This is a genomic window from Ancylobacter pratisalsi, from assembly GCF_010669125.1.
GTDB lineage: Bacteria > Pseudomonadota > Alphaproteobacteria > Rhizobiales > Xanthobacteraceae > Ancylobacter > Ancylobacter pratisalsi.
The window spans coordinates 84469-108089 of the sequence record NZ_CP048631.1 but is presented as its reverse complement, the minus strand read 5'-3'; the positions used below and the strand labels follow the sequence as shown (position 1 = coordinate 108089).

Below are 23621 nucleotides of genomic sequence, written 5' to 3'. Positions count from 1 at the left end.
GCCTCGGATCAATCGACGATGAACCCGGCGTGGCCGTAGTAGCCATTCGCGACGGGAGGTCCGGCTTTCGTGGGATTTGTGCGCGGGCCGGCGGGAGCGATGATCCGGTTGACCTGACCGAAGAAGACGGCGCGCGGGTCGGGGGCGTCGGCGAAACCCTGATCGGGTCGCGTTGCCTGCCGGGCCTGCAGCGGGCGCGCGAGCATCGGCTGCACGATGATGACGAGTTCGGTTTCCTCCCGCTGATAGTCACGGGAGCGGAAGAGCGCCCCGAGGACGGGCAGATGCATGAGGCCGGGCACGCCGGTGATGGCCCGCCGGCCGCCCTGCTGGATGAGCCCGGCCGTGACAAGGGAACCGCCGGAGGGGAGTTCGACGGTGGTTTCCTGCTTGCGCAGCTTGAAGGCCGGGATGGTGACGGTGCTGTTGTTGCCGACCGGATAGGTGAGCTGGTTCTGCGTATCGACGTCGGAGACTTCGGTCGCAACGCGCAGGGAAATGTTGCCGGAAGACAGCACGGTCGGGGCGAAGGTCAGCGACACGCCGAACTTCTTGTATTCGATGCTGGGTTGGCACGAATTGTCGTTGGTACAGGTGACGCCGGTCGGGATCGGCACCTCGCCGCCGACCAGGAAGTTGGCGGTTTCGCCGGAAATGGCTGTCAGGACGGGTTCGGCCAGCGTGCGGGCGACGCCCACTTGCTCCATGGCCTGGACGGACAGGGTGCCATCGGAGCCGGAAATCACCCCGGCCGTTGAAGACAGCGCCTGGCCGGCGACGCCGAAGGGGTTGGACATGACCCCGCCAAGCACGACGTCGCCGATTTCCCAGGTGCCGACCGCGTTGACGCCGAGCTGCTTGAGCACGTTGCGCTGCACCTCGGCGACCGTCACTTTCAGCATGACCTGTTCGCTGGCGCTGATGGTCATGGCATTGACGACGCGCTCGGCGGTGCCGACGAAGCCCTGCGCGATATCCATGGCCTTGGTGGCGACGGCGGCGCTGGGCACCTCGCCGGAGAGCACGACGGAGTCGGCGGACATGCGGACCGAGATCGAGGCGCCCGGGAGCGCGGCCGCGAGGATGCTGCGCAGGCTGCCGACATCGCGCGCCACCCGTACCTCCACTTCCGCGATCTGGGAGCCGTCATCGCTGCTGATGAGAATGGTGGTCGCGCCGGGGCCAATGCCGGTGATGTAGATCTGTCGATCGGTCTGCACGGTGGCGGTTGCCACCTTGGGATCGGCGACATAGGCATCGGCCGCCGCGCGAGGAACTGTGAAGACGAAGGAGCGGCCAAGCCCGACATCGAGGGTCTTGCGGATGATGCCCCGCGCTGGCGCTGCCGGCGTGGCCCCGGTCTGGTTGAACGCGGTGTTGAAATCGGGTGCGACAAAGCCCGGATTTGCGCGCGCCGGCTGGGTCTGCTGGGCAGCCGCCGTGCCGAGCGATCCGAGCAACAGGGACATGATCGTTACGAGCGACGTGGCGCACCGCGCACGGGAGGGAGCCATCTGCGATTCCTCGGCTTCACTGCTTACGGGCGATGCCGTAGCGGACGGTCATCATCTGAAGGTTGGTGCCGGCATAGGCATCGCCGGCTTCGCCGCGCGGTCGCAGGGCGAGCTTGATGGTGCCGACGGCTGCGCCAGCGATCCGCTCGGCCTGTGCCGGGTCGAGTTCGAGCGTGGCGGTCTCGCCAGTGACCGGCGTCCCGCCCATGGCGTCGGCGCCGAGATGGGGACCGACCGCGAGGACGCGGATATCGCGCATGAGCGTGGTGGCCGACTTCGCACTGCCGGCGCCGGCCGCCTCAATGGCGAGCACGTCGACATGGTCGCCCGGCATGATGAAATTGCCGGCGGAGCGGCTACCGCGCGCGTCAATGTCGACGGCGACGGCGCGCTTGCCGTCCGGCAGGCTGAAGGCGAGAAGGCTCCCCGTCCCCTTGGCGAGCCGCTGGAGGCTGATCGCCTCGCCGGCCAGCAGGCCCTGGCGCGCGACGCTGCCAACGATATCGGCCTCAATCCTGGCCGCGTCGTCCGCCGATCTGTGAAGGATGGCGCTCGCGGGATGCGAGCCCTCGACGGTCTTCACCCAGCGGACATCACTGGCGGCGAGCTTCGCGCCGATGGGAAGATCCCGCGCGGCGACGAGAAGGTCGACGGTGGCCGGACCTTCGACGCGGCCGGTGGGAGCCGGTTGCACCGCGACCGCTGGCGTGGGGGCGGGCTGAACGGAGGCGAGGACCGCATAGGCGGCGACGCCGGAGAGCAATGAGGCGCCGAAGACGCCGATGCGCTTGATGTTCACGCAGCACCTCTATTTCAACTGAGCCAGGTGGCGGCGATGGCCGCGAGAGCGAGCGGCACGCCGAAGGGAACGCGCGCCTTGCGGATGCTCACGGTGCCGAGGGTGACGTCATCGACCCAGACAATGCCGGTAAGCGGCATCACGAACGGGAACTGACGCGACATCGCCAGGGCGACGATGAAGGCGATAAGCGCCACCAGAAGGATCAGCAGCCAGGCGACGAAGACAAAGAACGGGTGGCCGAAGCCGAGCCACAATCCGATCGCGCCGGCGAATTTAACGTCCCCTCCCCCCAGCGGCAGGCTGGAGGTCAGGGCACCAAAGAGCGCGACGGCGAACAGCGCGCCGAACAGCCCGGCGCCCGTGGCGAGATGGACAAGCGTGTCGTCAAGCGAGAGCTGCCGAAGCGGCGCGCAGATGATGAAGGCGCCGATGATGAGAAAAACGACACGGTTCGGCAAGCGTAGCGATCGAACGTCAATCACGAGAGCGACGAGCAGCAGGCCGGTAAAGATTACCTTGGGAAAAAGTTCGACCATGTGAAGCGCTCGATTGTGAAATCGGAATAATCGGGGGCGGGCGGGCTTATGGCTTGTTAGACAGCGACTCCCGCGAGGTGACGATCTCCTGTGCCGCCTCATTCAGCGGCTCGTCGTAACGTCCGGCGATCAGGCTGATGGCACCGGCGGCGATCAGGACGACGGCGATGATCACCAGGCCGTATTCGAGCGTCGCGGCGCCGGCGTCGTCCCTCAGAAGTCGTCGGGCATAGGCGGGAAGGTCAGTCATCTCGCGCTCCGGTCATCTCGCGTTCCTGGGAGAGCGTTGCCGGGTCCACATGGACCCGGCTCCGCGTTCGATAGGGATTGATGTCGGCGTTGGAGGCGTCAGCTGCCGGCCTTGGCGCTGGTCTGCGCGGCCGTCAGCGTGGTGCCGACATCGGTGAAGAGCGCGGTGACCTGGTCCTTGAAGGCACCGGCGGCGCCGGTGACGGCGGCGACGACGCCGAGGGTGATCAGGCCGTATTCGACGGTGGCCGCACCGGACTCGTCGCCGAGGACCTTCTTGGCGCCGTTGATGACATTCTTCATTCTCGTCTCCTGTATAGGTGGGTGTTTCGCCTGTTCTTAACAGGCGTATTCATGCCTACTCGTGAGACGTTGGACGGGTCAACGCATCGGGATAGGCTATACAGGTTCGGAATGCTGATTTTCTTGGATAGTCGATTTGTAGCTCGTCTAGCCTATAAGGAGATGTCGGCTAGACGGTCGCCGTATCAGTCGGATTTTAACAATCGGAGGTCACTGACGTGAGGAAATATGCAGTCTTGATGCTGTTGGTGGCGCTCGGTGCGGCGCCGGCGGCAGCTCAGTCCACGAGCACGACGGCGCCGGCGGCGCTCGATGGAAAGGTGGAGATCCCAGTCGATGAGGCCCGTGTGTTCGCGGTGCCATCAGGGGTTTCCACCGTGGTCATCGGAAACCCTGCGATCACGGATGTGGTGTTCACGGTCGATCGGCAGGGCGCGATCTTCACCGGCCGGAGCTTCGGTGCGACCAACGTGCTGTTTCTGACGGAATCGGGAGACACCGTGAAAAGCGCGCAAGTGCGCGTGGTGCGCGCTCCCGGCCTCCTGACGGTGACGCATGGCGACAAGCGCGCGACCTTCGCGTGCGATCCGCGATGCGCGCCGACGCAGTCTATCGGCGACGCACCGGAGGTGACGATACCGATCGGCGCACAGTTGCAAGAGCGGACGAGTGCCGCTGCGGCCGCTGCGAGGTGATGCGATGGCAATGCAAGCTGTCGCGCGCCTGAAGCGCGAGGAATCCGGGTCGATGCTCGTCGAGTTCGGCCTGCTCTTCATTCCCCTGGTCGTCGTGATCGTCGGGATTCTCGAAATCGGCCTGGTCCTGTTGGCTCAGCAGGTTCTGCAGTCGAACACCTCCAATGCCGTGCGCGTCATCGAGCGCGGCGAGGCTTTGGGATTATCGGCGGAGGACGCGCGGTCTCTGGCGCGCCAGGCCATCTGCTCGGGCACGTTGGTCCTTGTCGGTGAAGCGGCGTGCAATGCGTCCCTCAAGCTCGATGTGCGGATCATCGACGGATCGCCGGTCCCGTCCATGTTCGACGACGAGGGCGCTGTCGACGATGACGCCTTCGCAGCCGGGAACGGGGTCGCCGGCAACAGCATGCTCGTACGGGCCGTCCTGGAGCTGCCCTCGCTGACCGGCTTCCTGCCGGACCTGATCACCGGCCCCGGCGGCCAGCGGATCGTTACCGCGCAGGCCGTTTTCCGGATCGACCCCTATGCACCCTCGCTGTGAGCAACCACGATGCGATATCTCAGACAATTCAGTTCGGACGAGCGCGGCGTCGGCACGGTGGAATTCGCCCTCATGCTGCCGGTTCTCGTGCTGGTGTTCGTCGGCAGCAACTTCCTGGCCGAAACCGTGATCGTGCAGAACAAGGTGGCCCGCGCCGCGAACGCACTGGCGCGGCTGGCATCCATGGACGCGACCATCGACGATGATCGCTGGAACAGCTATCGGGCCATGACCGCGACCATGCTGGAGCCCATGGACGGCACCCCGACAGTGGTGCTCAGCAGCGTGGGAAACGCCGGGGACGGCCTTCAGGTGCGCTGGAGCGCCAGCAATGGCGCCGCTCTGGTTCGGGGCGCTCCGTTCGCGTTTCCGGCGGGCGCGGCCGCTTACGCCAGCTCGGACAAGAATGTGCTGGTGGCAAAGGTGACGCTGCCGCACAGCTCTCTCCTGGCGCGGATATGGAACGCCCTGCCCTGGGCGCCCTTCACCTTCACGCAGGATCAGACATATAGCGACGTGGCCTATGCTCTTCCCCTGAAGAAAAGCGGCGCGGGGACGGACCTTTGGACGCGCCGCAGTACCGGCGGCGCCACGGTCTTTTGACCTGCCAGCCGCCGCGTCACCACATCAGGCGGAAATGCGCTGCCACGGCCGGGATGATCCTGAGAAGGACATCCCGGTCAGCCGGGTTATACTTCCCGGTCCACAGCGGAATAGTGCGCGACAGCCTTTGTGCGGGCTTCATGCAGCGCCCCAGCTACGCCCGATTCCGGTGTGACATATTAACCTCATATACATCTTATTCGACCACGGTGACGAGCGCCCTTGCCTTCTCCGTGAGTGAATAGACGTAAACGCGACCGCGCCCGCCATCGTGTAGATTAGTACGGTAGGTCAGGAAGCCACGACTTTCGAGCGCTTTGACAATTTCAACAACGACATTCCGAGGCGCCTTAACTCGCTCGCACAGCTTTGTCACAGTCACAGACTCGCCGGCCAGATGCATCGTGTAGATGCATGACATAAGACCGGCCTGCTTTAAACGCCGACTCGCCGTCTCTCCCGGCCGCCGATCTTCCATGATGAGATTGATTAATCTCATCATATACGTTCTCGACAGTTGGCGGGTGTCCGCCGTCTGGGGGATTGGCATGAGAATCTCCTATGCATATTATCAGCCGTAAATCGGTCGAAGAACGGGAGCCCCCTGTTCAGAAACCAAAGGCGATCGGCGCGAATGTCAGTTGACGGGTGATTTCTTGTTGCTCTCCAGCAAGGAGCGGGTCGCGCGATGCGGGCCGCGACGCCAGAGGTGAAGCAAGTTAATCGGCCGGACGACCGTACCTTGGCAAGGTGAAATTTGGTTGTGCTCATGCAGATTACGTTCATTAGAAATGTTTCAACATGCCAGAATCACGCACATCTGATTGGAGTGCGCTAAATGGTCGCTTTCGGCGTCAACGCTACGGCACAGCCGCGCTCTCGGAACAGTCATCCGATAGAGATTTACTATCACCCGGAGATTTCGCCGTGCCCTCAACGTTCGGGCGTGGCGCTGCGGCCGGCACGAGTGCCGGGCTCTATTCTGCCTCCCTTGATGCCAGAGGCTGGCGTCTCCGCTGTTTATGCGGCGAATTGGGGCAGTGAGTGCCGGCCGCTGACGGTCGAGGACGTGGTCGCGGTGACGACGCGTTATTATGGGCTGAGCCGGGCCGCGCTCGTCGGATCGAGCGCCGTCACGCGCCGGGTCACGGATGACGCTCTCGTGCCCTTCCGCTATGTCGCGCTCACCCTGGCCGTGCGGCTGACGAAAGAGACCGCCAAGACCATCGCGGCGGCGATTGGCCGTCGCGATAGCACAAGCGTGTATATGGCTTATCGGTACATTAGGGATAAGCGCCGGGCGAATGAACGTTGGCATGATGATCTTCTGTTGCTGACCACGATACTTAGCGATCTTTTTGAAGTGACGCCGTCCGGTCGTCTGGGCGTTTAGCGGCAGGAGTGAGACATGGCGTTCCATGTACGTTGCGAGAAAACCGATCGTGTGGTGCGACGCCTGTCGCGGGAAATGGGCATGGGGCTGACGGACGTGGTCCGGGAGTCCGCCCGTTTCATGCTGGAAAGCCGCGTCAAGGCGCTGCCGCTGAAGCAGCGCTTGCAGGCGCTCCAAGCCGAGATCGACGGGCCGCGCCTCACCGGGCATGTGCCGGTCGGCACGTCCGCCTCGTCGCTCTATGTGCCGGGCGTGACGTTCGCGACCATCCTCGCGAGCGAGCCATGCTCGGATGATCTTTGCGCGGCCATAGAGGCCGCCGCGCGCGTGTACACGTCCAGCAGCGCGGCCTATCGAGGCGCGGTGTTGCTCATGGAGCGGACCGGCATCGAGCCGGGCCACGCACGCCACAAGGTTGACGCGATGATCACGCTGGCCGGCATCCGCACCCTGCCGCCGAGCGACCGCGTCGAGGATCAGGCGCTCGTCATCGCGCGCGACTGGCGCGCGGCGGGCAATAATTGCCCGCCCGACCATTTCAGCCTGATGGACCGGGCGTATTGCGCCACCATGCGCGTGAGCCCGGTGATCCTCTACCCGCCCTCGCATCAGAACTGATAGGCCAGGCCGGCGCGCACGTCGTAGAGCGAGGGATCGAGCGTGACGCTCATCCCGCTGGTGTAGTCGATGATTTCGGCGTCGCCACCCTCGAAGGTGTAGTTGCCTTCGATGCGCAGTATCCAGTTCGGATCGAGCTTCACATCGACACCGGCGCCGAGCTGGAGGGCGCTGCGATAGCCGTCCTTCACCGTGTAGGCGGTGCCGGCCAGCTCGCCGAGATTCGCGAAGCGGATATCGGTCAAGGCCCACGCGGCACGAACATAAATGAGCGTGTTGTCCTGGGCGGCAAAGCCGGCGCGCACGGCCAGGCCAAGCTGCCAGTCGAGGTCGGCGGGGATCGCGCCGCCGAGGCGCTGGCCGAGATAGGTGAATGTCCCTTCCGCGCCGATGACGTAGGAATCGATCTGATAATTGTAGCCGGCATAGCCGCCGATCGTCGCGCCGCTATCGGCGAGCGAGGTATGGGCGGCGAAATCGAAGGGGGCGACGCTCAAGTTCTGTGAAGCGCTCGCGCCGGCGTAGCCGGCGGCGATGCCGATATAGGAGCCGGTCCAATTGGACGGCGCGGCCGAATAGTCGGCGCCCCACATGTCATTGAACGCCGATCCGGTGCTCTGGGCGAAGGCGGGCGCGGCCACGGTAGACAATGCCAGCCCGGCCAGCGTGGCGACTATGAGTTTCATCGCAGATGTCCCTACTATCGGTGTTTCTGCCGTTTGGCAGTCCATAGGGAACGTGCGGAAGTCGTCGCATAGAGGCAAGAAATCGGGGAGGCTATACAGTAAGTTGCCGCCAACATCGCCGTTTTCTGCGGGACTTATGTTGAGAGTCGATCTAGACATGGGCGCAACAGGAAACGGCCCCGCGTGAGCGGGGCCGTTTTTTCTCTTCGCTTGCCTGGGAGGCCGCTGCTAAGCGGCCTCCTCCGTTGCGGCGGACTGGTAGCCGTGGAGATAGCCGGCGGCCCGTTCGGCGTGCGCGGCCGCTGTGAAAATGGCGCGCTTGTCTTCCTTCAGCACCTTCAGCCAATGCGCCACATAGGAGGCGTGATCCTCGCGCGGCTCCAGAGCGATATCGAGGTCGGCCGCGAGGAAGGCCGCGCCGATCTCGGCGACCAGTTCCTCGGCCGCGTATCCGGCATCGCCCCAGCGTTTGGCCTCAAAGTTGCGATTGAGACGCGGCTTTGCCCCGCTCCAGTGCACCAGCTCGTGCAGAAGGGTGGTGGCGTAGCTCTCGGCGTCAATGAACGCCTCAAAGGCCGGCATCTGGATAAGATCAGTCGCGGGGCTGTAGAACGCGCGGGAACCGCCGTGGCGCAAATATGCGCCGGTGTTCGTCACGAAGGTATCAGCCGCCTCGTATCGTCCCGAAGGCGGGACATGCGGGACGGGCGCGGCTGTGTAGTGCTCGGGCAACCCGTCGATCTGGTCGGCGTTGAACACATTATAGGTCTTGAGGAAGGGAATGCGGGTTTCCACCTCTTCCCCGTCATTGTTGACTTCGTTGCGCTCGATGGCGCCGGCATAGACGACGACGCATGAGCGCTCGCCCTTGCGCACCTGGGCGCCGAGTTCCTGGGCCTGCCGATAGGTCATCCAGTAGTTGGACGAAAAGCCCTTATCCTGCGCCTCGATCCAGAGAAGAAGGGTGTTGATGCCGGAATAGGGCACGCCGTTGTGGCGCAGGGGTCGCGGGGTGCTGCCCACCTTCCACGGCATCGACCACGGGCGGGTGCCGGCTTCAAGGTGCGCGATAATGGCATTGGTGACGGTCTGATAGATGTCCGTCCGGGTTTCGGTGGTGAGCTTTGCCTTTGCCATCTGTCTTCCCCTTTTTTCGCTGCGAAGCAGGCTGCGTCCTGCTTCCTGAGGGTCGCGGAGACCGGGGGAGTTGGGGGGCAAGGGGGATGATGACGGGGGGAACCACCCACCCGGAGGGCGGCGGCGTTTACGCGCCGGCATGGCAGGCCGCTTGCGGCCGAATGCTGGGGGGTGGCGTCATCGCCCTTGCTGGGGCAGAGGGGGCAGCGCCCCCTGGCCCCGCGCACTGACGATGGATCTTGCGTGCCCTGGCGCGCTCTATGTGATCTTGGGCAAGGGATCGTCACCCGTGAGGGACGAGACGCCGGCGCAGCTGGGGGCTCGGTGCGCCTGGCGCATGGAGCCCGGTCACGACGCGAAGCGGCGGGAGGACCGCCCCTGCCGATCTTCGCGGTAGGTTACGCCATCAATATCGGCGACTATCGCGGCTCGAGAATGCCTGGCCAGAGGACAGAGACGGATGGAAACGCGAATCCGGGAGGCACCTGCCGGCGACTGGGAGATGCCGGACGATGCGTCTGTACTGACGTCTCTGGGTCAATTCGTGATGGCTTGGTCCTTGGCGGAATCGACCGTCGAGGTCTGCATCGCAAAACAACTCGGGCTCACTCCGCTGGACGGATTGAACCGCCCCGGGTTTGTCGGAGGCCCCAACTCCTGAGAGGATGGGGCCATGACGAGCAAGACGACGAACAAGTTCTCGCCTGAGGTGCGCACTCGCGCAGTACGGATGGTGCTGGACCACGAGGCTGAACACCCTTCGCGCTGGCAGGCGATCGTGTCGATTGCGACCAAGATCGGCTGCTCGGCACACTCGCTGAACGAGTGGGTGAAGAAGGCCGAGATCGATGCCGGCAAGCGGGCAGGCATGACGACGGATATGTCGGCGAAGCTGAAGGCACTTGAGCGCGAGAACCGCGAGCTGCGGCAGGCGAACGAGATCCTGCGCAAGGCATCCGCATATTTCGCTCTGGCGGAGCTCGACCGCCGGTCGAAGACATGATCGCGTTCATCGATGATCATCGCGGTGCGTATGGGGTCGAGCCGATCTGCAAGGTGCTGCCGATCGCCCCATCGACCTATCATGCGCATGTCGCCCGGCGGCTTGATCCGTCGAAGTGCTCGGCACGGGCGCTACGGGACGCGGCCTTGCGGCCCGAGATCGAGCGCGTGTTCGCCGAGAACTTCGAGGTCTATGGAGCGCGCAAGGTCTGGCGACAGATGATGCGCGAGGGGTTCGACGTGGCGCGCTGCACCGTCGAACGGCTGATGCAGGGCATGGGCCTCGCTGGTGTGATCCGCGGCAAGCCGGTCCGCACGACCATCCCGGACAAGTCGGCACCGTGCCCGCTCGACCGTGTGAACCGGGTGTTCCATGCGCCGGCACCGAACCAGCTTTGGCTGTCGGACTTCACCTATGTCAGTACCTGGTCGGGCTTCGTCTACGTCGCCTTCGTGATCGACGCCTATGCCCGCCGCATCGTCGGCTGGCGGGTGAGCAAGACCGCGCATGCCAGCCTCGTGCTGGATGCACTGGAGCAGGCCCTTCACGAGCGACGGCCCGTTCATCGCGGCGGCCTGGTGCACCATAGCGACCGCGGCTCGCAATATGTGAGCATTCGCTACACCGAACGGCTGGCTGAGGCCGGCATCGAGCCCTCGGTCGGCAGCGTCGGTGACAGCTATGACAACGCACTCGCCGAGACGATCAACGGCCTCTACAAGGCCGAGGTCATCCATCGTCGGGGGCCTTGGCGATCCTTCGAGGCCGTCGAGTTCGCCACGCTGACCTGGGTTGACTGGTTCAACCATCGCCGGCTGCTGGAGCCTATCGGCAACATCCCGCCGGCCGAAGCCGAGGAACGCTACTACGCCATGCTCGGTGAGACAGCCATGGCGGCATGACTTAAACCAAATGGCCTCCGGTGAAGCCGGGGCGGTTCAGATCGATTGTCACAGCAGGGCTGCAATTCCGCAGCCGTCAAGCGTTACTTGCAAGCCTTCTTGCTCGCGACACACCTCCAAACACCGCCGCGATTGCCGTGTTGAAGGAAATGGGGAGCATAGGCGACCGGAACGATATCCTTCACAGTGTGGTCGGCGGAAGCAAAGCTGGCGTTTGGTTCAACCGGCGCAAGACAGGCCCTAACAAATTCACGAGCAAAATCGAAAAATATGATGCCTCGCGCCTGATGATGCTGGTCCTGAAATGCTCAACCCTCGCCTCGGATCTAATGGCAGCGCTTGATGTCAGCGCCGACGATTACAAACGTTTCTTCCAAGAATCCCACAACGCTGTGAACAGTGATGTTGCCCCCTAACTTCTATCCAGCTGTGAGTTCGCTCTGACGGCTGGATTGGCCTTCTCGGCGTGCGGAGCGGGAAGGGCAGACGCGGGCTGATTCATGATGTGCAGCGTCAGATCCCCCGGCGGGTGGAACGTTGATGCGAAGGCGGTTGCGACTCGTGTTCCGATCCTCTCAATAGAGAGAATCGAGAGAGAGAATCGAGCCTGCTGCATTGCGCCAAGAACCTATATCTGCGGGAGCGTCGACAGCAGATGCTTCGGTGAAGACGGCATTCCCGCACCACGGAGACGCAACGAACTCCGTGGCGCGGGCGAGACTAGCTCATCAATCGGTCCGCTTGATCTCGGCGTAAGCGCCGCTCGTCTTCAAGGTGAGGGTCACGTCGGCGCTGCCACGGTTGCGCCAGAACCAGCCGTGATTGCCGTCGAAGGCCGCTTCAAGCACGCCGTCATCGCCTGGCACCGCGCGGCCCTTCTCATAGCTGATGGACTTGCCGCCGCCGTCGCCATGGGTATCGAAGTTCACCACGCCGCCGGCGACTGTCCAGCTGTAATCGGCCTTGGCACCGGCCTTCATCACCAGCTTGATCTCGGCGCCCTGGCCGGGCGTGAGCGTAAGGGTTGTCACATCCTGCCGCGAGGCGGTCTGGGCCGACGCCGGGGAAACGACGAGAGCCGCAAAGACCCGGCCGAACAGGCTGGAACCGGGGGCAAGCACCGTGGAGTTCTGGTCCATCTGCCGGTCGCGCTCGGCTTCCTCGGCGAGTTGCACCTTGATCTCGCCCATCTGCGCGAGGCCGAGCACCCGGCCGACGCCGGTCGGGTCGATATTGTACTCGGCGGGCAGCACGATGGTGATGAGGATCGCCAAGGCTGCGACGATGGCGATGAGGGTGGAGCGCAGAAGCTGGCGGGAGGTCGGTAGTTCGGCGCGCGAAGGAATGTCCGAATTGTACATGTCAGTACGTCCTTGAATTGGGAGGGGTCACGCGACGAACCAGCCGGTGATTTGATAGCCGATCAGCACGAAGCCGGCGGTCATCATCACGACGTTGGCGGTGTAGGCGTGACGGAAGAAGCTGTCGGTGCGGCGCCAGTAGCTCATGACGATGAGGATCGCAGCGAGCGCGAGGAGCTGGCCGATTTCCACGCCGACATTGAAGGCGAGCAGGTTCGGTAACAGGCCGTCCGGCGAGATGTCGTATTCGATGATCTTGGTCGACAGGCCGAAGCCGTGCAGGAAGCCGAAGATCAGCGTCGCCGCTTTTGAATCCGGCTGCACGCCGAACCAGCGCTGGAAGGCGCCGAGATTGTCGAGCGCCTTGTAGACCACCGAGAAGCCGATGATGGCATCGATGATGTAGCTGTTGATGCCTATGTTGAAATAGACGCCCAGCAGCATCGTCGTCGAATGCCCGATGGCGAACAGGCTGACATAAATCGCGATGTGCTTGAGCTTGTAGAGGAAGAAGATCACGCCCAGCAGGAACAGGATGTGATCATAGCCGGTCACCATGTGCTTGGCGCCGAGATAGACGAAGGGCAGCAGGTGCACGCCTGTGATTTCCTGGATGTAGCCCTTGTCGCCTTCGGCCACGGCATGGGCGAAGGCCGTTGCCACGGTGAGCGGCAGCAGGAGAAGCGCAAGGCCTTGGCTATGGACGAGCCGCGTCAGCGACGCGCGCACGCCAAACCGGCCCTCGCGAGAGGTGGGATGCATGGAAACTCCGAAATGTCGTCGATGAGGGGGGCCGCGTGTGCGGCCGCGATCACACGGTGACGACGTGTTTCGGAGGCTTCTCGAAGGGATAGGTCTTCGTCACCGCAGGCGCATCCCGGACCGCGACGCTCCAGACCCGCCATGCCGGCGGCGTCATCTGGACGAGCGCAGAAAGAGCGCTGGGAACGTCGTGCGAGTGATCAGTGGGGTCGTGGCCATGGGAATGGCCGGGCGCCTGCTCGTCCTGCCAGCCCTCGTCATGGGAATGGCCGTGGTCGGCGATCTCCTGGGCGAGGGCCGCGTGCCGCTCGGCCTCGATCGCGAGAAGAACTACAGGGTTATGGGACAGCGCGGTTCGCACGGTCGCCGCCACCGACCCCAGCGCCATGACAAGCGCGAGGAAGCCGCAAAGCAGGACGGTGCGGGCACGAGGCGTCATCACGGATAGGTATCGCCGAAAATCTGAATCGTTCATTAACCCTAGGTCATCCGGCCTGAGACGCAACCGTCTTTATCCCCCTCAGGGGGATCGACATAACCCCTCTAGGGGGATAGGATATAGAAATGAACGATCACCCGCACATCCATGAGACGCATCCCGAAATCGTCAAGCGGCTGAAGCGCGCGGATGGTCATTTGCGCAGCGTGATCGAGATGCTTGAGGCCGGCCGCAGCTGCCTGGACATCGCCCAGCAGCTCCACGCGGTCGAAAGGGCAATCACGCAGGCGAAGAAGACCCTGATCCAGGATCATCTCGACCATTGCCTCGATGAGGTCGTCGCCCCGCTGCCGCGCGACCAGCGCCGTTCGATCGACGATTTCAAGGACATCATCAAATACCTATGAGGACCGCATGACGCCCTTTGCCGAACTACTGCAGCAGGGGGCGGGGAACGCCTGGCTGTTCATTCCGAGCGCCATCCTGCTCGGCGCGCTGCACGGGCTGGAGCCGGGCCATTCCAAGACCATGATGGCCGCCTTCATCGTCGCGGTGCGCGGAACCGTGGCGCAGGCGGTCCTACTCGGCCTGGCGGCCACCGTGTCGCACACCATGGTGGTCTGGGTCATCGCCATCGGCGGCATGTCTATATGGCAGGGCATCGCGCCCGAGACATTCGAGCCCTATCTGCAGCTCGTCTCGGCGATCATCATCGTGGCGATGGCTATCTGGATGCTGTGGCGCACCTATGAGGACCAGCGACAGGCGAAGCTGGCGAGCGGGCACAGCCATGGCCATCACGGGGACGGTCATGACCACGGCCATGACCATCACCATGGCCATGACGCCCATGCCCATCCCGCCTCCGATATCCGGCTGATCGACACCGGGCACGGCCTGCACAAGCTTGAGCTGCACGACCACGGTCATGGCGACGCGCATTGGCGTTTCCGGCCGGAGCGCGGCAAGCCCTGGGCGGCCGACGAGGTGAAGCTGACCACCGAGCGGCCCGACGGGCGCGTCCAGACCTTCGCCTTCGCCGAACGTGGCGGCTATATCGAGAGCGTCGCGGCCGTTCCGATGCCCGTCGATTTCATGGTCCGTCTCGCCCTTGGCCACGGCAACCATTCGCATGATTTTGACGTGTCGTTCCTCAAGAGCACGCAGGGCCACGACCATCTGCACGAGGAAATGCGCGGGCTCGAGCTTGGCACCGACGGCTACCAGGACGCCCATGAGCTTGCCCACGCCAACGACATCCGCAAGCGTTTCGCCGACCGCAAGGTGACGACCTGGCAGATCGTGCTGTTCGGCCTGACCGGCGGCCTCATTCCCTGCCCGGCGGCCATCACCGTGCTGCTGCTGTGCCTCCAGCTCAAGGAGTTCACCCTCGGCTTCGGGCTGGTGCTGTGCTTCTCGATCGGGCTCGCCCTCACGCTGGTGGCGGTCGGTGCGGCGGCGGCGCTCAGCGTGCAGCATGCGAGCAAGCGGTTCACCTGGTTCTCCACCTTTGCCCGGCGTGCGCCCTATGTCTCCGGCCTGTTGCTGGTCGTGGTCGGCCTTTATGTCGGCTGGCATGGCTGGAGCGGCATCGCCGCGCTCGCCAGCACGCCGGCGGTGTGAACCATGCTCGCTGTCCTTGCCAACCGGACATACCGGCACCTGTTCCTCGCCCAGGTCATTGCCCTGATCGGGACCGGGCTGGCGACCGTGGCCCTCGGCCTTCTCGCCTATGACTTGGCGGGGGCGAATGCGGGGGCGGTGCTGGGCACGGCACTTGCGATCAAGATGATCGCCTATGTCGGCGTCGCGCCGGTTGCCGCCGCCTTTGCCGAGCGACTGCCGCGACGGACGACGCTGGTTTCGCTGGATCTGGTTCGTGCCGCCGTCGCGCTCCTGCTGCCCTTTGTGAGCGAGATCTGGCAGGTTTATGTGCTGATCTTCGTGCTGCAGTCGGCGTCCGCCGGATTCACGCCGACCTTTCAGGCGACGATCCCCGATGTCCTGCCGGATGAGCGCGACTATACCCGCGCGCTCTCGCTGTCCCGGCTCGCCTATGACCTCGAAAGCCTGGTCAGCCCTATGCTGGCCGCCGCCCTGCTCACGCTGATCAGCTTTCACAGCCTGTTCGCCGGCACCGTCGTCGGCTTCCTCGCCTCGGCCGCCCTCGTGGTCTCGGTGGTCCTGCCGAGCCCGCAGGCGGGAGAGAAGCGGGGCATTTACAACAGGACCACGCGCGGCATCCGCATCTATCTGGCAACGCCGCGCCTGCGCGGCCTGCTGGCGCTGAACCTTGCCGTCGCGGCGGCCAGCGCCATGGTCATCGTCAACACCGTGGTTCTGGTTCAGGCGGTGCTGGGCCTCGACCAGAGCGCCGCTGCACTGGCGCTCGCCGCCTTCGGTGGCGGCTCGATGGTGGCGGCGCTCGTACTGCCGCGACTGCTGGAGACGGTTCCTGACCGCACCGCCATGCTCGCCGGCGCCGGGGTGTTGGTCGCGGGGCTTCTGGTCGGGTCCGCGCTCCACAGCTACGCATTCGTGCTGCCGCTCTGGTTCCTGCTGGGGCTTGGCTATTCGCTGGTGCAGACGCCCTCGGGCCGTCTGCTGCGCCGCTCCTCGCGGCCTGAGGACCGTCCCTCGCTCTTCGCGGCGCAGTTCGCGCTGTCGCATGCCTGCTGGCTGATCACCTATCCCCTTGCCGGCTGGCTGGGCGCGAGCATCGGCCTGCCGGGCACGTCCGCCATGCTTGCCCTTCTGGCCGGGTTCGCCGTTCTCGCCGCGTTGCGGCTGTGGCCGGCGAGAGATCCCGATGAGCTGGAGCATGTCCACGGCGCGCTGGCGGAGGATGATCCCCATCTGGCTGGCGCTGTTCCCGTTGCCGGCGGCCATCGCCACAGCCATGTGTTTGTCATCGACCGCCACCACACGGAATGGCCGCACCCATGATGCTCCCTGCCGGCCGCGGCCGACCATGACGGAGCTTGCGGCCTATGCCAGCCTGTTCTTCAGCGCACTGGTCGCGGCGACAATCCTGCCGATGCAATCCGAAGCCGTTCTGGTCGGACTGCTGCTGACGACCGACTATCCGCCCTGGGCGCTGGTGGGAGTGGCGAGCCTCGGCAATGTGCTGGGGTCGGTCATCAACTGGCTGCTCGGGCGCGGCATTCACCGTTTTCGCGACCGGAAATGGTTTCCGGTAAAGCCCGCCGCTCTGGCGCGCGCGGAGAGCTGGTATCGCCGCTACGGCAAATGGTCCCTGCTTCTCAGCTGGGCCCCTGTCATCGGGGATCCGCTGACCGTCATTGCCGGTGTGCTGCGCGAGCCGCTGCCGATTTTCCTCATCCTCGTGACCCTGGCCAAGGTCGGGCGCTACCTGATTCTTGCCGCCGTCACGCTGGGGCTGGGCTGATCATGGCCTTCTGGCAGCTCATTGTCGGGTTCCAGCAGGAAATCTATCAGGCGTTCGCCGCACAGATCCGCGATGTCGCGGGTGCGGGCGGCTGGGGGGCGTTCGTGCTCTACCTGCCGATGGGGATCCTGTTCGGCGCCGCGCATGCGCTGACCCCGGGACATAGCAAGACGATCCTGGCGACCTATCTGGCGGGCTCCCGGCTCGGCATGCTGCGCGGGTTGGGGGTCTCTCTGGCGCTCTCGTTTACCCATGTACTGATGTCGGTGCTGATCGCCCTTCTGGCGCTCCCGCTGATCTCCGCCTCCCTGGGCAGTGTCGGCCGCGCGCCTGTTCTTGAAGATGTCAGCCGCGCACTTCTCGGCATCATCGGCCTGTGGATGGTGTGGCGGGCCTTGCGCCCGCGAGGGCATGTCCACGCGCACGGCGAGGGCCTGATGGTCGGCGTCATGGCCGGCCTCATCCCCTGTCCATTGACGCTTTTCGTGATGACCTTTGCCATCTCCCGTGGCGTGCCGGAGGCGGGGATCGCCTTCGCCTTCACGATGATGCTCGGCGTCGCGCTGACCCTGTCCACGGTCGCTATCGCGACGATCCTGTTCCGCGACCGACTGATGCGGCTGCTGGCGCATCGGGCGACGCTCCTGGACCGCTCGGCGCGGTTCATCGAGGCCGCTGCCGGGCTTGTGTTGCTGGCGGTTGCCTTGAGAGAAGTGTGGCTGCGCTGATCGCGCGGCTTGCGGTCGACGGACGAGTTCAGCTAGAAGCGGACACAAGGGGTTATTCGCGATTGCCCCGTGAGGCGACAGCCCAAAGATCGCGTCCATGTTCCCTGACAAATGGGATGGACGCTCATGCCGTCAAACACTGAAATCACCGTTTCCCAGCTCTCCCGCCTTATCGGTCTTCCGGGCGCGCCCGCCATCATCGACGTGCGTATGAGAGAGGACATCGACGCGGACCCGCGCCGACTGCCGGGCGCAGCCCGATACGAGGCGCAGGCTGTGCCGTCCTGGGCCTCGCAATTCGCCGGCCGTGAGGTGGTTGTGGTTTGCCAGAAGGGCGGCAAGCTGGCGCAGGGCACGGCGGCATGGCTCCGCCAATCGGGCGTCCGGGCCGAAACGCTCGAAGGCGGCTTCGAGGCGTGGAGTGCCGCTGGAGGACTGCTCGTCAAACCTGACAGGCTGCCCGTGCCGGACGCGGCTGGACGAACCGTCTGGGTCACGCGCGCGCGCCCCAAGGTCGACCGTATCGCCTGCCCGTGGTTGATCCGGCGGTTCGTCGACCCGTCGGCCATATTCCTCTTCGTCGGCGCCTCCGAGGTTGCCGCCGTTGCCGATCAATTCGATGCGACCCCCTTCGACATTGACGGTGTGTTCTGGAGCCACCGGGGCGATCGCTGCAGCTTCGACACCATGATCGAAGAGTTTGGCCTCTCCTGCACGCCGCTGGAGCGGCTGGCCGACATTGTGCGCGCCGCCGACACGGACAGGCTCGACCTCGTTCCGCAGGCGGCCGGCTTCCTTGCCGCCTCCCTGGGACTGTCGCGCATGTTTCGCGACGACCTCGAACAGCTCGACGCCGGCGTGACGCTCTATGACGCCTTCTACCGCTGGTGCCGCGACGCGACCGAGGAGACCCATGACTGGCCATCCCGCTCGAACCCGGCGTGAGGGAGGCGACCATGTCGACATCCACCACTGATGTGGCGGCGTCCGCGAGCGACTGCGCCGTTCCGTCCTTCCGCGAAGCCACCAAAGTGTGGGCGCGCATCGGCCTTCTCAGCTTCGGCGGCCCGGCCGGTCAAATCGCCCTGATGCACAAGGAGCTGGTCGAGGACCGCCGCTGGATCGGCGAGCAGCGCTTTCTGCACGCCCTCAACTACTGCATGGTGCTGCCCGGCCCGGAAGCCCAGCAGCTCGCCACCTATATTGGCTGGCTGATGCACCGAACCCTGGGCGGTCTCGTTGCCAGCGTTCTCTTCATCCTGCCGGGCGCGCTGGTCATGTTTGGCTTGAGCGTCCTGTATGTCGTCTACCGACACGTGCCGCTGATCGACGCCATGTTCTTCGGCGTCAAGGCGGCGGTCCTCGCGGTCGTCGTGGAGGCCGTTATGCGCATCGGCAGGCGGGCGCTGAAAAACCGCGTGATGATCGGCATCGCGGTGGCCGCCTTCCTCGGCATTTACCTGCTGCGCATACCGTTTCCCATCATCATTCTCGCCGCCGGGCTTGTTGGCTGGCTCGGGAGCCGGCACGCCCCAGCGGTCTTCGCCGGCGGCGGACATGGTGGGAAAAGCCAACCCGCCGACACCCATGGCGTGATCGACCGCATGTTCGACCGCGGGCAGCTGACCCATGCAATACCCTCGACGCGACGCACCATCCGCGTCGTGGTTCTGTGGCTTGCCATCTGGCTCGCCCCGGTGCTGCTCCTGTGGCTAGCGACCGGCGGTTCCAGTCTGTGGACGCAGCTCGGCACCTTCTTCGCGACCATGGGCGTCGTGACCTTCGGTGGGGCCTATGCGGTGTTGACCTATGTGGCGCAGGCCGCCGTCGACAGCTTTGGCTGGCTGGCGCCGGGCGAGATGGTCGATGGCCTCGGGCTCGCCGAAACCACGCCGGGGCCGCTGATTCTGGTGCTGCAGTTCGTCGGTTTTCTCGCCGCTTACCGGGCCCCGGGTCCGCTCGATCCGTTGGTGGCGGGAGGGTTTGGCACCCTGCTGACCACATGGGTGGTGTTCGCGCCGTCGTTCCTGTTCATTTTCGCCGGCGCGCCCTATGCCGAAGCTCTACGCGGCAACCGGGCGGTTTCGGCGGCGTTGTCCGCCATCACCGCCGCTGTCGTCGGCGTGGTCATGAATCTTGCCCTGTGGTTTGCGATTCATGTGGTTTTTCGGGAGGTGCGGGCATTTGAGTTCTTCGGGATAGGACCGGAGCTGCCCGTGCTCTCGTCCATCGATTGGCGCGCCGCGCTGCTGGCCGCTGGCGCCATGGTCGCCATGCTCCGCTTCAAGGTCGGCATGATCCCGACACTGGCAGTGTGTGCGGCAGCGGGTGTTGCGCTCCAAATGCTGCCGTCTTGACGCTATAACGGAAATAGAGACGAGACTTCACCTCCCGAAGCCTGGATAATGGATTCGGAAGCCACCGTCTCAGAACACTCGCACCACCACGCGACCTGCGCAAAGGCATCGAAAGTCAGTGCCGTTGCTTGATGGCGCCCGAGTGCTCATCTTCGTCGGGCGGGGCCCGCCGATCGCTAAACGCCGCTAAGGTATAAGGTGTATAGTCAAGCGCCCATACCGCGCCGTAGCTCACGGGGGCGCGTCATTGGCGTCAGCCAGCAGTGCCGACCCAGCCGCGGAACGAGAAGGCGGCGTAAAACAGCTCTACGTCAGTGAACCCTGCCTCGCGCAGCATGTCTTCTTCCTGGGCCGGCGTCAGCAGCGGCAGACGCTCCATCATCATCCTGCCAATGGCTGCCGCCTTGGCCCTGTCGGGGCCGTCGCGATCGCCAAAGGCGACCGAACGCGCCATCCACCGTTCGGGGTCAGGACCAGGTGCCGAGTGCGCCGCGGTCACAAGCCTGGCGCCCGGCCCGAGACGGCGGCGAATCTCCTTCAACGTTCGCAGTCGCTCGTTTCGGTCGAGGTGATGCAGTGTGAGCAGGCATGTCGCGCCATAGAAGTAGCCTTCGGGCGCCTGATCGATGATGCCCTGGATCAGATCGACACGATCCGCAACAGGCGCAACCGTTTGGCGCGCGAGGTCCAGCATTGCGGGTGAGGGATCGACGCCGGTGAAACGCCATGCCGGTTGTGCCTCGGCCATGGCCTTTATTTCCATGCCGCCTCCCGCGCCGACAACGAGTATATGCGCGTCTCCCGGCGCCCCTTCGGCAAGAAGCAACATCACCATGCGATGGAGATCGGCCAACCCGGGCACCTTGCGAGGGGCATCGGCCGCGTAGGAGGCGACGACGGCCGGGTTGATGAAGGGCGCATGTCTGTGATCCATGGCGGGCAGCCTCCGAGCCTCACGGTATGTAACAGTTGGAGATACATAATCGCATCGATATCACGTATCAATTGAAGATACGAATTAGCCGTACGGATCGATGGGCGCCGTGGCGCTATCCAACGACGATGCACAGAGGGAGCTGTACGATGAACCGAGACACCCGCCTTTCCGACGTGCTCCACGTCCTGCTGCACATGGGCCAGGCGAAAGGACTGCTTACGTCAGATGTGCTGGCCCGGAGCATGGGAACCAATCCCGCCGTCTTCAGGCGGACAATGGCGGGGTTGCGCGAGGCGGGCCTGGTCCGTTCTGAGAGGGGGCATGGCGGGGGGTGGCAACTCGCGCGTCATTTAAGCGAGATCACGCTTCTCGACGTCTATGAAGCGCTCGGCCGCCCCAGTCTTTTCGCCATCGGTAACCGCAGCGCGCATGCCAAGTGCTTGGTGGAAAAAAACGTCAACGCTGTGATGGTGGATACCATGGCAGAAGCTGCGACCTTTTTCGCCACGCGTTTTAGAGAGATCACGCTCGACCAGATTGCGCCGCGCGATCCGGCGTTCGCCAGCGTGCATGCTCACCGATGACGTCAGCGGTCGCGCCAAGCGGCTAGCAACTCTCGGTAGAGAGTCGGTCGCTGCGGCCAATCAGACTGATTCCTATAAACTCAGCAGCATAGCTTATGAGCCGAAGGTCACTGGGGCGGCTACGCCTGACCGGTATGGGGCCGGTGACAGACTGTCCGCTATTGGGGAATTGAAGCGAAAAGCGGACATATCGCCGATGAATGACCGAGGCCGAGACTGATCCATCGCCTCCGGTGGGAAGGTCTATTTTTGGGCCGGTAGCAGTTTCCCGGCGCATAGTTTGCTTGGAATGCCTATCGCTGAACGACGATCAATCCTTCCCTCTCGAGAACGGGAAATATGCCGCCACCGCGCATGATCGCGAGGAGACGGGGGGGAACAGGAAGAATGGGCAGGACTTTGCCCGTCCCGATTTCCCGTAGCTGCCAGTTGTCGATATCGATCTCCAGTTCGCCTCCTTCCTCGACCAGCGCCGACACGCCTTCGCATTCCAGCGCGAGCAGGCCGAAATTTACGCAGTTGCGAAAGAACAGGCTGTTGATGGAATCCGCGACCAGACAGGCGCAGCCTAGATTGCGCAACGACCGCGCGGCGGGGCGGCTTGATCCGGTGCCGAAGTTCGTCCCCGCGACGATGAGATCTCCCGCCTGAAAAATATCCGAGAAACCGGGCCGGACGCCCGCGAAAGCGGCCTTGGTCTGGATCGCTTCCGACTGGTCGTAGACATGGCCCGGCATGATCACATCGGTGTTGATATTGGCACCGAACTTCCAGACATGACCCCGGATCATTGGCTGTCTCCCAGCAAGGGACGCGGGTCAGCGATGGCGCCGATCACGGCAGAAGCGGCGACTACGGCGGGTGACCCCATGAAGATGCGTGCGGTCGGGTCGCCCATGCGCCCCCTGAAATTGCGCGTGCTTGCGGTGATGCAGGTTTCCCCCGGCGCGAGCACGCCCATATGCGCGCCGCAGCAGGCCCCGCAGGTGGCATTCGTCACGACGGCACCAGCTTCCATCAGTGTGGCGATATAGCCGGCCTGCAAGGCTTCCCGATAGACCGCCTGCGAGGATGGCGTAACGATGAGGCGGACGCCCTCGGCGACCTGCCTTCCTTCCAGTATACGTGCCGCAATGGCCAGATCTTCCAGACCGCCATTGGCGCAGGATCCGATGAAGGCCTGCTGGATCGGCTCGCCCGCCACTTTGGAGAGCCCCACCGTATTGCCGATGATGGCATCGGGGAGGGCGACCAAAGGCTCCACGCTGGAGAGGTCAAGGGTTCGGCGCTCGATATAGTCGGCATCGGCATCCGGCATCTGCGCCTCGAAAGGCACCTGCGTGCGCTCCCGCACATAATCCAGCATGCGCCGATCCGGCTCGAAGGTCGCGAAATCGGCGCTGAGTTCGGACGCCATGGTCGCAATGGTGCGGCGGGCATCGATGCTGAGGGCCGAAAGCCCTTCGCCGCCGAATTCGACGTTGCGGTTGGCATGTTCGCCGAAGCGATCCGCGATGGTCAGGAACAGGTCCTTGGCCGTGATGCCGGTGCCAAGCCGGCCGACGATATCGTAACGGATGGTTGGGGCGAGGCGGAACCAGGTCCGTCCGGTTGCCGCCGCATAGATCATGTCCGGCTCGCCGACGCCACGTGCCGCGCAGTTCAGGGCTCCGGCGGCGCAGGTATGGGAATCGTCGCACACCAGCACCGTGCCGGGACGCGCATATCCCTGCTCGGCGATCACCGTGTGGGCGATGCCCATGTTTCGCCCGACATCGTGGATGCGGCTGATGCCGAAGCGCCGGGCGAAGTCGCGGCCGACCTTCTGGGCGGCCGCGCTGCGGGCGTCCGAGGCCGGCGAGCGATGATCGAAGATGATCGCCAGCCGCTCGGGGGCCTCTACCTTGAGAATGTCGCGCCAGGCGGCAGGGTAGAAATTGGTGTCGATGAGCACCACTGTGTCGACGGGCATGTCGAGAATGTCGCCCGGCACCGCCCGCGCCTTGCCGGCAGCGCGCGCGAGTATCTTCTCGATAATGGTCATGCCCATGACGTCTTCCCT

General features: G+C 64.4%; 29 protein-coding genes and 1 other annotated feature. Of the genes, 15 read left to right on the top strand and 14 right to left on the bottom strand.

Going from position 1 to position 23621, the window contains the following annotated elements; translation table 11 throughout:
• Positions 1 to 8: 8 nt before the first annotated feature.
• The 5 genes from G3A50_RS22080 to G3A50_RS22060 all read right to left on the bottom strand — a co-directional run bounded on the left by G3A50_RS22080 (position 9) and on the right by G3A50_RS22060 (position 3404).
• Positions 9 to 1514 carry a type II and III secretion system protein family protein gene (locus G3A50_RS22080; protein ID WP_163078259.1) on the bottom strand — a complete coding sequence of 502 codons (1506 nt, stop codon included), beginning with the start codon at positions 1512 to 1514 and terminating at the stop codon, positions 9 to 11.
• Positions 1515 to 1530: 16 nt separating this feature from the next.
• Entirely contained in the window at positions 1531 to 2313 is a 783-nt protein-coding gene (gene cpaB, locus G3A50_RS22075; protein ID WP_246252619.1) for a Flp pilus assembly protein CpaB, read from the bottom strand.
• Positions 2314 to 2327: 14 nt separating this feature from the next.
• Entirely contained in the window at positions 2328 to 2852 is a 525-nt protein-coding gene (locus G3A50_RS22070) for a prepilin peptidase (RefSeq protein ID WP_163078256.1), read from the bottom strand.
• A 46-nt stretch (positions 2853 to 2898) separates the two neighbouring features.
• Positions 2899 to 3102, bottom strand: a complete 204-nt coding sequence (locus G3A50_RS22065) for a Flp family type IVb pilin (RefSeq protein ID WP_163078253.1) — start codon at positions 3100 to 3102, stop codon at positions 2899 to 2901.
• Between the two features lie 98 nt (positions 3103 to 3200).
• Positions 3201 to 3404, bottom strand: a complete 204-nt coding sequence (locus G3A50_RS22060; protein WP_126281622.1) for a Flp family type IVb pilin — start codon at positions 3402 to 3404, stop codon at positions 3201 to 3203.
• 239 nt (positions 3405 to 3643) lie between these two features.
• Between G3A50_RS22060 and G3A50_RS22055 the strand changes: the two genes are divergently transcribed.
• The 3 genes from G3A50_RS22055 to G3A50_RS22045 are packed head-to-tail and all read left to right on the top strand — an operon-like array spanning position 3644 to position 5243.
• Positions 3644 to 4099: a pilus assembly protein N-terminal domain-containing protein gene (locus tag G3A50_RS22055; protein ID WP_246252645.1), complete on the top strand. Its 456-nt coding sequence runs from the start codon at positions 3644 to 3646 to the stop codon at positions 4097 to 4099.
• Positions 4074 to 4640 (top strand): TadE/TadG family type IV pilus assembly protein, encoded by a 567-nt coding sequence (locus G3A50_RS22050; RefSeq protein ID WP_246252617.1) that lies wholly within the window; start codon positions 4074 to 4076, stop codon positions 4638 to 4640. Before G3A50_RS22055 ends, G3A50_RS22050 begins: the two co-directional genes overlap by 26 nt.
• A gap of 9 nt (positions 4641 to 4649) precedes the next feature.
• Positions 4650 to 5243: a TadE/TadG family type IV pilus assembly protein gene (locus G3A50_RS22045; protein ID WP_163078246.1), complete on the top strand. Its 594-nt coding sequence runs from the start codon at positions 4650 to 4652 to the stop codon at positions 5241 to 5243.
• 196 nt (positions 5244 to 5439) lie between these two features.
• Here the strand turns inward: G3A50_RS22045 and G3A50_RS22040 are convergent, their stop codons facing one another.
• Positions 5440 to 5793 carry a MarR family winged helix-turn-helix transcriptional regulator gene (locus G3A50_RS22040; protein ID WP_163078243.1) on the bottom strand — a complete coding sequence of 118 codons (354 nt, stop codon included), beginning with the start codon at positions 5791 to 5793 and terminating at the stop codon, positions 5440 to 5442.
• 288 nt (positions 5794 to 6081) lie between these two features.
• Between G3A50_RS22040 and G3A50_RS22035 the strand changes: the two genes are divergently transcribed.
• The gene (locus G3A50_RS22035; RefSeq protein WP_246252615.1) at positions 6082 to 6636 is read left to right on the top strand and encodes a hypothetical protein; all 555 of its coding nucleotides are present in this window, start codon (positions 6082 to 6084) and stop codon (positions 6634 to 6636) included.
• Positions 6637 to 6651: 15 nt separating this feature from the next.
• Positions 6652 to 7254 carry a type II toxin-antitoxin system VapB family antitoxin gene (locus tag G3A50_RS22030; RefSeq protein WP_163078240.1) on the top strand — a complete coding sequence of 201 codons (603 nt, stop codon included), beginning with the start codon at positions 6652 to 6654 and terminating at the stop codon, positions 7252 to 7254.
• Here the strand turns inward: G3A50_RS22030 and G3A50_RS22025 are convergent.
• Entirely contained in the window at positions 7245 to 7940 is a 696-nt protein-coding gene (locus G3A50_RS22025; RefSeq protein ID WP_163078237.1) for an outer membrane protein, read from the bottom strand. The two genes, G3A50_RS22030 and G3A50_RS22025, sit on opposite strands and share 10 nt — an antisense overlap.
• A gap of 228 nt (positions 7941 to 8168) precedes the next feature.
• Positions 8169 to 9077 carry an ArdC family protein gene (locus G3A50_RS22020; RefSeq protein ID WP_163078234.1) on the bottom strand — a complete coding sequence of 303 codons (909 nt, stop codon included), beginning with the start codon at positions 9075 to 9077 and terminating at the stop codon, positions 8169 to 8171.
• Positions 9078 to 9750: 673 nt separating this feature from the next.
• Here G3A50_RS22020 and G3A50_RS22015 point away from each other — a divergent pair.
• Both G3A50_RS22015 and G3A50_RS22010 read left to right on the top strand, forming a co-directional pair.
• Positions 9751 to 10982 (top strand): IS3 family transposase gene (locus G3A50_RS22015; RefSeq protein WP_246252613.1). Its coding sequence is split into 2 segments (ribosomal slippage): positions 9751 to 10048 and positions 10048 to 10982, totalling 1233 coding nucleotides; the frame shifts between segments, so codons are not numbered across the junction.
• Positions 10035 to 10151, top strand: a sequence feature (AL1L pseudoknot). Its footprint overlaps the gene before it by 117 nt.
• Before the next feature lie 20 nt (positions 10983 to 11002).
• Positions 11003 to 11398 (top strand): hypothetical protein, encoded by a 396-nt coding sequence (locus G3A50_RS22010; protein WP_163078228.1) that lies wholly within the window; start codon positions 11003 to 11005, stop codon positions 11396 to 11398.
• A 312-nt stretch (positions 11399 to 11710) separates the two neighbouring features.
• Here G3A50_RS22010 and G3A50_RS22005 read toward each other — a convergent pair whose 3' ends face one another.
• From G3A50_RS22005 to G3A50_RS21995, 3 genes are read right to left on the bottom strand one after another with little or no spacing between them, the layout of a single operon-like run.
• A complete protein-coding gene (locus tag G3A50_RS22005; protein ID WP_163078225.1) occupies positions 11711 to 12343 on the bottom strand; it encodes a transmembrane anchor protein in 633 nt (210 codons plus the stop codon).
• 27 nt (positions 12344 to 12370) lie between these two features.
• Complete coding sequence (locus G3A50_RS22000; RefSeq protein ID WP_163078222.1) at positions 12371 to 13105, bottom strand: HupE/UreJ family protein; 735 nt, start codon at positions 13103 to 13105, stop codon at positions 12371 to 12373.
• A gap of 49 nt (positions 13106 to 13154) precedes the next feature.
• The gene (locus tag G3A50_RS21995; protein ID WP_163078219.1) at positions 13155 to 13547 is read right to left on the bottom strand and encodes a hypothetical protein; all 393 of its coding nucleotides are present in this window, start codon (positions 13545 to 13547) and stop codon (positions 13155 to 13157) included.
• 122 nt (positions 13548 to 13669) lie between these two features.
• On the opposite strand from G3A50_RS21995, the gene G3A50_RS21990 reads away from it, so the two are divergent.
• The 7 genes from G3A50_RS21990 to chrA all read left to right on the top strand — a co-directional run bounded on the left by G3A50_RS21990 (position 13670) and on the right by chrA (position 20038).
• The gene (locus G3A50_RS21990) at positions 13670 to 13951 is read left to right on the top strand and encodes a metal-sensing transcriptional repressor (protein WP_163078216.1); all 282 of its coding nucleotides are present in this window, start codon (positions 13670 to 13672) and stop codon (positions 13949 to 13951) included.
• Positions 13952 to 13958: 7 nt separating this feature from the next.
• Positions 13959 to 15167, top strand: coding sequence for a nickel/cobalt efflux transporter (locus tag G3A50_RS21985; RefSeq protein WP_163078202.1), 1209 nt, complete (start codon positions 13959 to 13961; stop codon positions 15165 to 15167).
• Between the two features lie 3 nt (positions 15168 to 15170).
• Positions 15171 to 16490 carry an MFS transporter gene (locus tag G3A50_RS21980; protein WP_163078199.1) on the top strand — a complete coding sequence of 440 codons (1320 nt, stop codon included), beginning with the start codon at positions 15171 to 15173 and terminating at the stop codon, positions 16488 to 16490.
• 25 nt (positions 16491 to 16515) lie between these two features.
• On the top strand, positions 16516 to 16953 hold the full coding sequence (locus tag G3A50_RS21975; protein ID WP_163078196.1) for a YqaA family protein: 438 nt from the start codon (positions 16516 to 16518) through the stop codon (positions 16951 to 16953).
• A 2-nt stretch (positions 16954 to 16955) separates the two neighbouring features.
• A complete protein-coding gene (locus tag G3A50_RS21970) occupies positions 16956 to 17681 on the top strand; it encodes a nickel/cobalt transporter (RefSeq protein WP_163078194.1) in 726 nt (241 codons plus the stop codon).
• Between the two features lie 126 nt (positions 17682 to 17807).
• Positions 17808 to 18626 (top strand): chromate resistance protein ChrB domain-containing protein, encoded by an 819-nt coding sequence (locus tag G3A50_RS21965; protein ID WP_163078191.1) that lies wholly within the window; start codon positions 17808 to 17810, stop codon positions 18624 to 18626.
• 11 nt (positions 18627 to 18637) lie between these two features.
• Positions 18638 to 20038 carry a chromate efflux transporter gene (chrA, locus tag G3A50_RS21960; RefSeq protein WP_163078189.1) on the top strand — a complete coding sequence of 467 codons (1401 nt, stop codon included), beginning with the start codon at positions 18638 to 18640 and terminating at the stop codon, positions 20036 to 20038.
• Positions 20039 to 20291: 253 nt separating this feature from the next.
• On the opposite strand, the gene G3A50_RS21955 is transcribed toward chrA, so the two are convergent.
• Positions 20292 to 20972 carry a class I SAM-dependent methyltransferase gene (locus G3A50_RS21955; protein WP_126281268.1) on the bottom strand — a complete coding sequence of 227 codons (681 nt, stop codon included), beginning with the start codon at positions 20970 to 20972 and terminating at the stop codon, positions 20292 to 20294.
• A gap of 149 nt (positions 20973 to 21121) precedes the next feature.
• Between G3A50_RS21955 and G3A50_RS21950 the strand changes: the two genes are divergently transcribed.
• The gene (locus G3A50_RS21950; protein WP_131837174.1) at positions 21122 to 21559 is read left to right on the top strand and encodes an Rrf2 family transcriptional regulator; all 438 of its coding nucleotides are present in this window, start codon (positions 21122 to 21124) and stop codon (positions 21557 to 21559) included.
• 293 nt (positions 21560 to 21852) lie between these two features.
• Here G3A50_RS21950 and G3A50_RS21945 read toward each other — a convergent pair whose 3' ends face one another.
• On the bottom strand, positions 21853 to 22350 hold the full coding sequence (locus G3A50_RS21945; protein WP_163078186.1) for a LeuD/DmdB family oxidoreductase small subunit: 498 nt from the start codon (positions 22348 to 22350) through the stop codon (positions 21853 to 21855).
• Positions 22347 to 23609 carry a 3-isopropylmalate dehydratase large subunit gene (locus G3A50_RS21940; protein WP_163078183.1) on the bottom strand — a complete coding sequence of 421 codons (1263 nt, stop codon included), beginning with the start codon at positions 23607 to 23609 and terminating at the stop codon, positions 22347 to 22349. The genes G3A50_RS21945 and G3A50_RS21940 overlap by 4 nt, the downstream gene beginning before the upstream one ends.
• Between the last annotated feature and the right edge of the window lie 12 nt (positions 23610 to 23621).